Origin of the sequence: Vibrio sp. HENC-03, assembly GCF_000305755.2 — a bacterium.
In the GTDB taxonomy this organism is placed as follows: Bacteria; Pseudomonadota; Gammaproteobacteria; order Enterobacterales; family Vibrionaceae; genus Vibrio; species Vibrio owensii.
Map to the genome: position 1 here is coordinate 201,375 of NZ_JH976131.1, position 12,716 is coordinate 214,090.

The window sequence follows — 12,716 nt, forward strand, 5'->3', positions numbered from 1 at the left end:
TATTTTCTAAACAAAAAGCCATCGATGAACGATGGCTTTTCTTAAATGCATTCAGTGTAATTACGGTTTGAGACAACGCTCTCCTCGTGCCACACCGACCACACCACTTCGAGCGACTTCAACAACTTCGGTAACTTCAGAGATTGCTTGGATAAACGCATCCAGCTTTTCACTCGTACCTGCAAGTTGAACCGTATACTGAGCAGCCGTGACATCAACAATCTGACCACGGAAGATATCCGCTGTGCGTTTTACTTCTGCACGCGCAAAACCGCTCGCTTTAACCTTCACCATCATCAACTCACGTTCGATGTGATCAAACTCTGTCACTTCTTGCACTTTCAATACATCAATCAGTTTGTGCAGTTGCTTTTGGATCTGCTCAAGCTGCATTTCATCCGAGTTCGTCGTGATGTTTAAGCGCGATAGCGTCTCATCATCGGTTGGTGAAACGTTCAGAGACTCGATGTTGTAACCACGCTGAGAAAACAGACCAACAACTCGAGACAGCGCACCAGGTTGGTTTTCCATTAACAAAGAAATAATGTGTCTCATATTAAGTACGCTCCGTTTTGCTTAGCCACATCTTGTCCATACCCTCGCCTTTGATCTGCATTGGGTATACGTGTTCGGTTTCGTCTACGTTGATGTCAACAAACACCAGACGATCTTTCATGTCTAACGCTTTTTGTAGACCCGCTTCAAGCTGATCTGGCGTTTCAATGCGAATACCGACGTGACCATAAGCTTCTGCAATCGCTGCAAAATCAGGAACAGAACTCATGTATGAGTTAGAGTGACGGCCTTGGTAAATAATGTCTTGCCACTGTTTTACCATGCCTAAGAATCGGTTGTTCAAGTTGATGATCTTCACTGGAATGTCGTATTGCATTGCTGTCGACAGTTCTTGGATGTTCATCTGAATACTGCCGTCACCAGTTACCACCACCACTTCTTCTTCTGGCATCGCGAACTTCACGCCCATACCAGCAGGCAGACCAAAGCCCATCGTGCCGAGACCACCAGAGTTAATCCAACGGCGTGGCTTATTAAATGGGTAGTAAAGCGCAGCGAACATTTGGTGCTGGCCTACATCCGACGCCACATAAGCATCACCGTTGGTCAGTTTATGCAGTGTTTCAATAACCTGTTGAGGTTTGATACGTTCAGGCGACGTTTCGTATGCAAGACAGTTACGTTCACGCCAAACTTGAATGTCGTCCCACCATTGAGCAATTGCTTCTTGGTCATTGCTACTGCTTTGCTCATTCAGCAAGCCAACCATGGTCGCTAGCACTTTATCGGCTGAGCCTACAATAGGCAGATCCACTTTCACGTTTTTAGAGATTGAAGAAGGGTCGATGTCGATGTGCATGACTTTCGCGTTAGGACAGTACTTCTCAAGGTTGTTGGTTGTACGGTCATCAAAACGAACACCAATACCGAAGATAAGGTCAGCTTCATGCATCGCCATATTGGCTTCGTATGTGCCGTGCATCCCGAGCATACCTAGAGAGTTTTTGTGAGTGCCCGGGAATGCCCCCAAGCCCATCAAAGTGCTCACAACGGGTAGATTCAATTCGTCTGACAATGCTTGAATATGCTCGTGGGCACCAGAAATAACGGCACCGCCACCGATGTACAAAACAGGCTTCTTCGCCTCAAGCAAGGCTTTAAGTGCTTTCTTGATTTGACCTTTGTGGCCAGACGTCGTTGGCTTGTAGGAACGCATTGAGATGCTTTCCGGATACTCGTAAGGGAGCTTGATTTGCGGATTAAGGATATCCTTTGGCAAATCAATCACAACTGGACCTGGTCGGCCAGTCGTCGAGATATAAAACGCTTTTTTGATCGTCTCTGGAATGTCTTCCGCTTTCTTAACTAAGAAGCTGTGTTTCACCACTGGGCGAGATACACCCACGATGTCACACTCTTGGAATGCATCATTACCGATGAGATTGTTTGGTACGTTACCAGAGATAACGATCATTGGGATTGAGTCCATGTACGCCGTAGCAATACCTGTGATGGTGTTGGTTGCACCTGGACCCGAACATACTAGTACCACACCCGGCTTACCCGTTGCTCGAGCATAACCATCTGCCATATGCGTAGCAGCTTGCTCGTGTCTCACTAATACGTGTTTGATTTGGTCTGTTTTGGCGTGCAGGGCATCGTAGATATCTAAAACGGAACCACCTGGGTAACCAAAGATTTGTTCTACGCTCTCTTCGACCAGAGATTGCACAACCATCTCTGCGCCTGACAACATTGCTGTCATAATTGCTCTCCTTACCAGTTTTCCTCACCGTAAGGCCAACGGTTTGGTCTGGTTTTACATAGTCTAGGTCTTATTCGTAGCCTAATAGAAATACTTCCACTTTTTCAGCTATGTCTTGCGTCTGTCATAACAAAACGCAAGGTAACACAACAAATGTAACGTTTTATTATCAACGGGTCTAATGAGAGTTGAATCAAATTTTAAACAAGATGCTGTAAATCAGAACAAAGGTAGGGTTTGACGCTATCAAGCGCGTTCAATTTGGAATCAATAAAAGAAAGAAGAAGAAAATAAAGTGAATAATTTCACTCAAAATAGCTACTTCGAGTGATTATTTCTCTTTATCAAGGGGAAAGAAGTGTGAAAGACAGTCATAAAAAATCCCCAGCAGCACAATATTAGGCAACTGGGGATAATTTCATCAATCTGAAATCTAAGTCAGCTTAAGTTACTTTTTATCTGACTTTTCGTTGTACATTTCTTCGATTTCATCTTGGTATTTGTCATTAATGACTTTACGACGAAGTTTTTGCGTTGGGGTCAACTCACCATCATCCATCGAGAACGCTTTTGGTAACAGTTTGAATTTCTTAACTTGTTCAAACTTAGCCAGTTCTTTTTGCAGGTCATTTACGCGCTTTTCAAGCATCTCAACGATTTGGTGGTGTTTGATCAATTCCACACGATCGTGATACTTGATGTTCAGCTCTTTCGCGTACTCTTCTAGCGAGTCATAACACGGAACAATAAGCGCTGATACAAACTTACGTGTATCGGCAATAACCGCAATTTGCTCGATGAAGTGGTCCTTACCGATCGCACCTTCGACAACTTGAGGAGCAATGTACTTACCGTTTGAGGTCTTCATCAGCTCTTTAATACGGTCAGTAATGAACAGGTTGCCATTTTCATCAATGTAACCTGCATCACCCGTCTTCAAGAAGCCGTGCTCGTCGAATGTCTTCTCGGTTTCTTCCGGCATTTTGTAGTAGCCACGCATCACCATTGGGCCACGCACCAAGATCTCGTTGTTTTCGCCGATCTTAACTTGTGCACCTGGCATCGCCATACCGATGGAGCTTGGATCAAAACACTGGTCATCCCAACAAGAAACCGTAGCCGTGGTTTCTGTCATACCGTAACCAAGCTTCACGTTGATGCCAATCGCATGGAAGAAACGACCAATGGTCTCATCCAACTTCGCGCCACCACATGGCATGAAGTTAATGCGGCCACCAAGTAATGCACGTAGCTTGCTCAGAACCAGTTTGTCCGCCAGAGCGTATGACTTACGCAGCATCAACGAAGGTTTACGGCCTTCTTGATGACAAGCCGCCATCTTCGCGCCCATGTTTACGGCCCAAGTGAACATAATCTTACGGTGAACAGGTGCTCGTGATACTTTCTCATGAATTGCTGAGAAGATTTTTTCGTAGAAGCGAGGTACCGCACTCATTACTGTAGGGCGTACTTCACTCAGAGCATCACGTACTTGCATGGTGTCTTGTAGGTAGCAGTTCGTCGCGCCTTTGTAGAGCACGTAGAACGTCCAAGCACGCTCAAATACATGTGATAACGGAAGGAAACACAAAGACACGTCATCTTCAGTCAAACTTAAACGCTCATCGTGGCCTTCAAGCTGAGCCGAAATGTTCGCGTAATCTAACATCACGCCTTTTGGTTGACCCGTTGTACCAGAGGTATAAATCAACGTGAGAAGGTCTTCTTCTTGCGCTTGCTCTAAACGAGAAGTTAACTCGGGCTGCTGACTATCATCACCTTTGGCAATGAAATCATCCCACGTCATTGCAAACGCGTGTTCGCCGAGTTCAATGTCATCCGACATCGCAACGATCAGTTCTAGCTGCTGGCATTCGTCAAAGATGCTGACAGCTGCGTCAAATTGAGGTTGCTCACCGACAAACAGCACTTTTACGTCTGCATTATCGATGATGTAAGCAGACTGTGCTGCTGTGTTGGTTGGGTAGATCGGAACGGTTACACCACGTAACTGCAACGCTGCAAAGTCAGCGATAGTCCACTGCGGCATGTTGTTTGAGAAAATACCGATCTTATCTTGAACGCCCAATCCTTGAGCCAAAAGTGCAAGCGACAAAGCATCCACTTGCTGACCAAATTGCTCCCAAGTAATACCTTGCCATGCGTCGCCTACTTTATGTTTGAGCGCAACACGAGTACCACCCTTCGCAATTTGTTCACGAATACGTTTAACGATATGAAAATCTAACTTGGCCATTCTTTACATTACCTTTTGGCTTACAGGCGTAAGCTATTTGAGCGCACAAGTGTAACCTCGACGCTTAAAAACGCAACTGACCATTATCAAACTTATCATTATTAAGAGAGCACTATCACTAATGAGAGCATAGCTCATGTTTAACTGATGAAGGTTTAATCAACTTAAGTCGCTGTTTCAGCTGTTATTTAGCGGATATAAAAAGACCCCGAGAGACGGCAATCTCTCGGGGCCAAGGAATTGTAAAAATTGATGATTACAAATCCAGTCTGACCAGTTAGTCAGGCTAAAAGTTAGGCTTATTTAAGCGCTACAACTTCACCACAAGTGATCATTAGTTGATCACGTAGCCAGATGTGGCCTTTGTCTTTCTCACTTGATTCGTGCCAGCTTAGGTAGCCGCTGATTTCTTTGTTTTCAAATGGGAAATCTAGGATTTGTAGCTGATCGCTGTTTACTGCGTTTTCAGCCATCCAACGTGGTGCGATAGTCACAAGCTCAGACTGGCTTACTACGTATAGTAGGTTGCTTAGGCTTGAACCTTCGTATGCCGCTTGGCAATCAAGCTCACGGTAAGCTTGCTCAGAGAAGCTACGTTGGCCATGTACACGTGATAGTTTCGCGTGTTTCTCGTTGATCAGTTGCTCTGCAGATACACCACCTTGGATGCGAGGGTGTGTCTTAGATGCAATCACAACTAGCTCATCTTTGAAGATTTCAGTGCTTGAGAAACCTTGGTCATCGAAACGAGCGTAGTCGATTACAAAGTCGATTTCTTGGTAGCGCATGCGCTCAGAAAGAAGACGATCAAATTCCGCATCTAGGTGAAGCTGTACGCTTGGCGCTTGCTCATTGACGTTCGCCATGATGCGAGGTGCAAAACGCATGTCACATGGGCTACAAATCGCTAGCTTAAATAGACGAGTTGAAGACTCAGGTTGGAATACTGAGCTTGGTAGTTCGTTGCGGATAAGCTGTAGTGCTTGGCGAATTGGGCCAAACAGCTGACGAGCGCGTTGAGTTGGCTGAATACCACGACCCTGACGCATGAATAGCTCATCATTAAACATTACTTTTAGGCGAGCAACCGCGTTACTTACCGCTGGTTGAGACATGCCTAGGTTGTGTGCTGCACGAGTGATATTTTGCTCTTGCATCACAGCATCAAATACAGTCAATAGGTTTAAATCTACACCACGCAATGTGCTTTCCATACGGTAGCTAGCAATTGCGCTCATCGCGTCTTTTTTATCTAACATGGAGTGCGCCTCTTATGTAATCGTCAACTTGGTTCAATGAATTCTTAACGAATAGAATCCCTTTGCGCACAAACGACCGTGGCTGGATTCAAATCATTTTTGAAGGAATAGAAAACCGAATTTGTATTATATTTATCGTCCGGATGTTTCCGGCTTGAACTGTACTATCAACTAATCAATCAAGGTTTCGCAACTAGATTGATATTTAATCATTAAATTTTAGCCAATTAGGTATTTAATCTATATTTATCATAACGTTAAGAAAAACATAAAAAAGTATAAAACAACTAAATCAGAGATTTCTGACAACCTATTTAGCACGTTAATGACAATCTACAGGGGTTATACAATCCATTTGCGGGGATTATTATTTCCATTTCACTTCAAAAACCAGCATCAATAGTTCCGTTCACAAAACACACAAATCAGTTAAAGAGGCAGCAAAATCGCAGTGAATAGAAATGATTTTGAGGGCATAAAAATGCAGCCAATCAGGTCATGAATGACTGCAAGAGAAATATGGGGTGAGAGTTAAATATTGGCTACATAACTTGGAAAATCCACTTGTTCCCAAAGTTGTTCAGAAAGCTTCTCCGGCGCGTCCCATGCACCCTGTAATACCCAACTTGCGATGGCTTTGGCTACATCGGGATACTTTACGCTTTCGGCATGTTGCTCCTTCAACCACTGACGTACGATCGAAATATCCAGATTATCCATAGAAGTCGCTAAACCAAGATCTTCTAACGTGGCGACATTACTCTGTTGCTCAAATTGTCCCGCCAGTGGTTTAAGCAGTAACTTCTTACCAAGCGACAGGGCCTCTGAGGGAAGCTCAAACCCACCGTTGGCAATCACGCCACTACAACGCTGCAAATGATATTGGAAATTGGTGTGACACAACGGACGCAATTCAATGTTTTCGATACGCTCACACTCAATCACGTTTGGGTGGTAGCAGACGAAAGATTGTTGATTAAAATGAAATAGCAAATCACTGATGTCTTCAATTGATTCAAACGGCAGGTAAACCAAAACAAAATCTTCACTGCCTGAGGCATGGTCTAGTGTATGAACAATAGGAGGAAGGATGGGCTGATCAAAGTGGTACCAATGCAAGCCTAAGTGATGTTGCGAAGGAGCAAAGTGTTCAATCACCGATTTATCAAACCAACTCGCACCTTTTAATGGAACCGGATAGCGAAATGCATTTTGATGACTGATCCCAATACAAGGTTTGTTTTGCTTACGAGCCGCCCAAGCCGAAACGGGTTCAAAGTCATTGATGACTAAATCATAAGAAGAAAGATCAAGCTGCTTCACTTCTTTAAAAAACTGAATGAGATTATTGTTCAAAGCGGTTTTGGTGTAGTTCACCGATCCTTTTTCCGTCACAAAAGTGAATCCGCGACGCGTTTGATAGTCCCCAAATGCTTCCATAGAAAAGTACTTTTCTGGCTCACGTCCTGAAAAAAGAAAATCGACCTGCACATCGTGCTCTTTGAATGCTTCACTCATGGCTCTTGCCCGAGCGATGTGACCATTCCCCGTACCTTGAACACCGTAAAGGATTTTCATCCACTAGCCTCCTACTATAGCAATTGCTAAAGAACCACAAAGGCTGCCCAACAAGGCGCCAATAATGATGTCCGTAAAGAAATGCACGCCGAGCAAAATTCGTGACGTGCCAATTAAGCTCGCCCATACAAAGGCGAAAGTTCCAAGCTCTGGGTAAAAGTGATTGATGATGGTCGCCATAACAAAACCGGCAGCGGTGTGACCAGAGGGTAAGCTATAGCGATCAGACGGCGTGATAAATGCAGGTAGAAGCGCACTCAATTCTTCAGGACGACGACGCTTAAAACTGTTCTTAAGCATCCAATAGATTGGCAGTTCAAACGCAAATGCGGTAAGCCCTGCGAGTAAAAACCATTGCCCATGCTGCTTATCAAGGAACCAAGCCAGCAAACCTAGCACCAAGTAAAGGTGCCCATCCCCACTGTGGGAGACGCCTTTACTGATATTTGCGACTTGTTGGTTAAAGCGGTGCTGTAAGCACACACTAGAAAACGCCAAATCAAATTTAGCGATGCTTGCCATTGGCTGTGAAATTGTCTCTAAAGCTCGCATGTGACTTCCCTATACTTTGACAACGCCCTTTTATGAAAAGTAGGCGCAGAAAGTGACAGCTACATGACGAGAATTTGGACAATTAATGACACGTGATGGCTTAGGAGAAAGAGAGAAATAAACAATGATTAGACGGAACTAAAAAGCTCGGTGACAAATACATTATCAACCGAGCTTGATCATTGAGAGGAGGAAGTGATTTAAGATTGGTTCGAGCTCGCCATCGGAACATCGATATACCAAACTTTTCTTTTTTTACGGCATGCTCTGAGTGAACCCGCGGTAATATGGCCGTCTTTCGTCAGCTCATAACTCAAATCACGGCAAGTGTAGTTACCGAACAGCTCACTTTCGGCCGGCTCCACAGGCGCAGGTTCATCACCACACAATAAAGGGTTTGGCTTAATAGAGAGAATATCGTGATTGACCTCGTTGATACGCGCATAGTCCTTATGAACATAACCTCGAACCATGCCCTTTTGCTCGACTAACAACCAAGGCTCACCCTCAACTTTTGCAATCGCATTAAACTCTTCATCCTTATTTAGCTCCCCAAGCTTTTCTCCGTCTAAGCTTGGCTTTGAGCGTAAATTCAGGTTGGCTTTAGAGCGGTATGACACATCCATAAACTCTAGTGTTTTAGAGGTGTCCACTCCGTCGACGATTGGGCGACTGACTTCCGCCTCTTTCCATTGGTTAGGCTGAACTCGGATCTTCCACCATGAATATGTATCGGGGTCTTTGCCTTTGAACTTGTTACGATTGTCAGACTCCAACGCCACCAGCATCTGATTCAGAAATGATGCTCGTCCATCTTCACTCAGGTACTGATCCATCTGTTGATTGATCACCATAACGCTTTCAGCATGATCATCCATCATCACAGAAGAAACCGTATGGGGCTGAGAACCAAACTGCAACAGTTGGCACCCAGATAAAGAAACCACAGCGATTGCCAGCGCAGAACGTCCAAATTGTTTTGCTAAATCCATTAATCCCTGACCTATTTACTTTGAAACTCTATAAATGCATCCGCTCTACTATAAAACGCTCTGATGGAATTATGCCAACCAATTGCCCCCTTTGTGTGATACCTCGCAAAGCGTGCGGTATAAAAAGTCATCTCACCCATGTTCCGCTTTCTTGTTCACCCAAGAAACAACTCGTTCTATAAAAAAGCGGCTACCGAAGTAACCGCATTCAGACTTATTAATGATTGGTGGATGTTCGATTCCACACTTCTGTTGACCAGATGTTATTGCTTCGCTCTCGCTGTACGATACCCTTGCTATCGTAGCTATCGGTCTGACGTTGCCACTCGGTCATATCGTTTAACTTTGTGCCTGATTCATCGAAGTATTCCGATGTGCTGTAGCTAAACTGTTGGCATACCTCAGCCTGATATTGCTGGCCGTCCACATCGTAATTAATCGTTTTCTTGCCCGCGTAGGTTTGGCTGTACATCACGTTACCAGTGCGCCAATCGACGAGCTGGTCGTCATCACTATCGCCGCCATACTGAGTTGAAGGATCATGGATTGAGAATTGACTGTACGTGACATTAGGAATTCGATAATAAGCATTTTCACCCCACGCTAATTGCTTAGTCGTTCGAGAGCCCCATTTTATATCAACGTCACTATTCGGCTCATACCCTTCTACGCCCAGCCAATCTCCGTTTTGACTAGTGTGATAGTGCTCTTTAAACCAAGCAGAACTATCGAGTAACGTCGCAAACAATTGCTCCAGACGAACATTCATGTCATTCCACTGATAGTTTTCATTCACTAACAGGTGCCACTCGTAATTCGCCTCCTGCTCAACATACTCATCAAACTCATTGAAGCGAGAGCGCTGCATTCGGTAGGTGTTGATATCGCCAACCTCTGCGACATATTCACCCTCTTCTAGAGATGCCAAACATTGCTCGAAAGTCGCGAACTCACCTTCTGGGACTCTAGAGAGGATCGGGTCTTTACCATAAGCTTGATTATTGATGGTAAAGCCTTCCAATTGCTTGACGTAGTTACTCCATCCCCAGACAGGCGTCACTTTTGCCTCGTCTGCATACTCCATGTATGAACGTTCACTTTTCACCACAAGATTTTGGCCAGCGGTGTAGTTTGTCGTTGTCTCTGAAATATATACAGGCGCAGGCTCGTTGCTGCCATCGTTGTCTGCAAAGGCATAGTTGCCCTCATGTCCTGAAATACACACTTCAACTAGAGTGCCATCCACATTTAAAATATCTTTTCCTTTGTAGAACAAAGTGGTGGCATCTTGATTAAAGGTTGGAGACTCGGCATCGGTGTTCCATTTATGGATGCGAGTGTAATCAACAACGAGTGGAGTATTGAGTACCACGTCGTGCTCTTGCTGAATCGTAGGGACAAAACCCCACCAGCGGTAGTAGGTATCATGGAAGCCGTAATACATACCGCTTACCGCGTCGGTATACTCTAACTCTGCAATCGGATCCCATTCGCTGACAGCACCACCAAAATCCGGTGTCACTTGGGTAACATGGAAAGTTCGATCCGACAGTAATCCATTAGGTAACCCTGATTGCTGGCCAAGTAAGATTTCGGTTTGAGAAAACTGTTGGGTGTCGCCATTGTTCACTTCTCGCGTAATGGAATAAAGTTTACTGTCTCGCCTTTCATCAATCCCCACTGTAGAGAACTGATTCTCAGGTAAAGAAGCAACACATTGCGCTAACGTATTCGGTATGTTGAGGGCTTCAAGTGGTTGGTTATCTTCAGCATCTAAGTAACCGTCACCATCATCATCGGTGTCAGCATTGTTACCTATTCCATCCCCATCGGTATCGAGTGTTTCCGTCGGGTCGTTTGGCAAAGCATCAGCATTGTCGCCTACACCATCTTTATCACTGTCTTTCGATTCTGAAGCATCACTTGGGAAGGCATCATTGTTGTCACCGACACCGTCCTTATCACTGTCTTTAGATTCTGATGCATCATTTGGGAAAGCATCGCTGTTGTCGCCCACGCCATCTTTATCGCTGTCTTTAGATTCTGTCGCATCAGTTGGGAAAACATCGCTATTGTCACCAATGCCATCTTTATCGCTGTCTTTAGATTCTGATGCATCAGTTGGGAAAGCATCACTATTGTTGCCGACACCGTCTTTATCGCTGTCTTTAGATTCTGATGCATCAGTTGGGAAAACATCGCTATTGTCACCAACGCCATCTTTATCGCTGTCTTTCGATTCTGATGCGTCAGTTGGGAAAGCATCACTATTGTTGCCGACACCGTCTTTATCGCTGTCTTTAGACTCTGAGGCATCATTTGGGAAGGCATCGCTGTTATCACCGACACCATCTTTATCACTGTCTGTCGTTTCTGATGGATCGTTAGGGAAAGCATCAGCATTATCGCCAACAGCGTCTTTATCCGTATCTTTGCTCTCACTTGGGTCGAGAGGGAAAACGTCTTGATTATCCCCAACTTTATCACCGTCGGTGTCGTACCATTCAGTATCATCATTAGGGAAGGCATCAAGCGCATCAATAATAAGATCGCCATCGCTGTCATGAGTGGAAACCAGCATCAGCTCATTCGTTTCAGGATCTTTAATCACGATATGATCATCACTAGCATTCTCGACCAAAAGGTTCACTTGCTCAGAATCTGCGATAATATTTTGGGCTTGTTCAAGCTCTTGAACGGAGGCAGGCATAGCGCCAGAAGCAACTAAAGAGACCGCACTTTTTTGTACTTTCTTCGCCTCTTCTGTTTGAGATGCAATATAGTCAGAAACCACCGATGCTTCACTTACCCCAAGAGCTTGTGCAACCTCGCTTACTGCCTGCTGATAAGCATCCACTTCACTAGTATTGGTAACACCCATACGCATTTTAGCTTCAACCAATGTCGTTAATGGCGTAACAACCTTGCCCTGATAAGCGACCATCAACAGATCTTCAGCAATGGGTTTACCATGATCTAAGTCGATCGCGACACCTGCTTCAGCAAAGGTGATGAGTTGGTAGTCATTAATGTCATCGATTTGAGTCAGATCCAGAGACACCGCACCTGTTTCATCAGTGGTACCACTTAGCTCTCCGTCTTCCAAAATGTAGTTAACGCTGTCTTTTCTTTCTAACCATACTTTTGCATTTTGAATGTAGCCATCTATCACCTTAACGGTTAACACATTGTCGGTAACCTTTGGCTGATTGGAATCGTCACCACCACAGGCAGAAAGAACCAAAGTACTACTGATCGCCAATGCAACTCGGGATTTATAAAACATAACTCACCATCCTTGATTAATTTGCCCTCCATTTTAAATATCTCACCGCTAGCCGTAATGCATTCACCCAGCTAATAACAAGAGATCGATCGAAAACAATCAAGAAATGTTACGTAACTAAAGTGCAGCAAAACAAACGGTTACATTTAGTATCAAAGCGCAATAAACACCTGCATTTAAAAGCTATTATGAGACTGAAAAATCTCCTCCTCTGAGCAAACTAAAAACGATTCACGCTGCGAATAACCGCCAGAGCTTGAGTCCCCCTAAAAGCTATTAACAGAAATCCACTCATCCGATATGAATAAAAAATCGACTTTAGGGTTGACGTGTTCCATTGAGTGCGGTACTAATTTGTTAACTTAATTTTGTGGAATGCTTAACAACTATGTCAGCACGTTTTTCTATCCTGCTTAGCCTCCTCCTGATCGTGACCAACTCGCGCGGGTAGGCTGTGGAAGAAAAATAACCACACCATTTTCTAAGAAACCCGCATGCAAATGCGGGTTTT

8 protein-coding genes are annotated in these 12,716 nt (G+C 44.5%); all 8 read right to left on the reverse strand.

The window, feature by feature from the left end:
- Positions 1 to 60: 60 nt before the first annotated feature.
- Entirely contained in the window at positions 61 to 555 is a 495-nt protein-coding gene (gene ilvN / locus VCHENC03_RS02050; RefSeq protein WP_009707783.1) for an acetolactate synthase small subunit, read from the reverse strand.
- A gap of 1 nt (position 556) precedes the next feature.
- A complete protein-coding gene (locus tag VCHENC03_RS02045; protein ID WP_032803106.1) occupies positions 557 to 2,281 on the reverse strand; it encodes an acetolactate synthase 3 large subunit in 1,725 nt (574 codons plus the stop codon).
- Between the two features lie 448 nt (positions 2,282 to 2,729).
- On the reverse strand, positions 2,730 to 4,538 hold the full coding sequence (locus tag VCHENC03_RS02040; protein WP_009707785.1) for an AMP-dependent synthetase/ligase: 1,809 nt from the start codon (positions 4,536 to 4,538) through the stop codon (positions 2,730 to 2,732).
- Positions 4,539 to 4,837: 299 nt separating this feature from the next.
- Positions 4,838 to 5,797, reverse strand: coding sequence for a LysR family transcriptional regulator CalR (calR, locus tag VCHENC03_RS02035; protein WP_005437396.1), 960 nt, complete (start codon positions 5,795 to 5,797; stop codon positions 4,838 to 4,840).
- A 531-nt stretch (positions 5,798 to 6,328) separates the two neighbouring features.
- Positions 6,329 to 7,375, reverse strand: a complete 1,047-nt coding sequence (locus tag VCHENC03_RS02030; RefSeq protein WP_009707786.1) for an MJ1255/VC2487 family glycosyltransferase — start codon at positions 7,373 to 7,375, stop codon at positions 6,329 to 6,331.
- 3 nt (positions 7,376 to 7,378) lie between these two features.
- The gene (locus tag VCHENC03_RS27610; RefSeq protein WP_009707787.1) at positions 7,379 to 7,927 is read right to left on the reverse strand and encodes a phosphatase PAP2 family protein; all 549 of its coding nucleotides are present in this window, start codon (positions 7,925 to 7,927) and stop codon (positions 7,379 to 7,381) included.
- A gap of 200 nt (positions 7,928 to 8,127) precedes the next feature.
- Positions 8,128 to 8,919 (reverse strand): SH3 domain-containing protein, encoded by a 792-nt coding sequence (locus VCHENC03_RS02020; RefSeq protein WP_009707788.1) that lies wholly within the window; start codon positions 8,917 to 8,919, stop codon positions 8,128 to 8,130.
- Positions 8,920 to 9,136: 217 nt separating this feature from the next.
- Positions 9,137 to 12,205: a thrombospondin type 3 repeat-containing protein gene (locus tag VCHENC03_RS02015; protein WP_009707789.1), complete on the reverse strand. Its 3,069-nt coding sequence runs from the start codon at positions 12,203 to 12,205 to the stop codon at positions 9,137 to 9,139.
- Between the last annotated feature and the right edge of the window lie 511 nt (positions 12,206 to 12,716).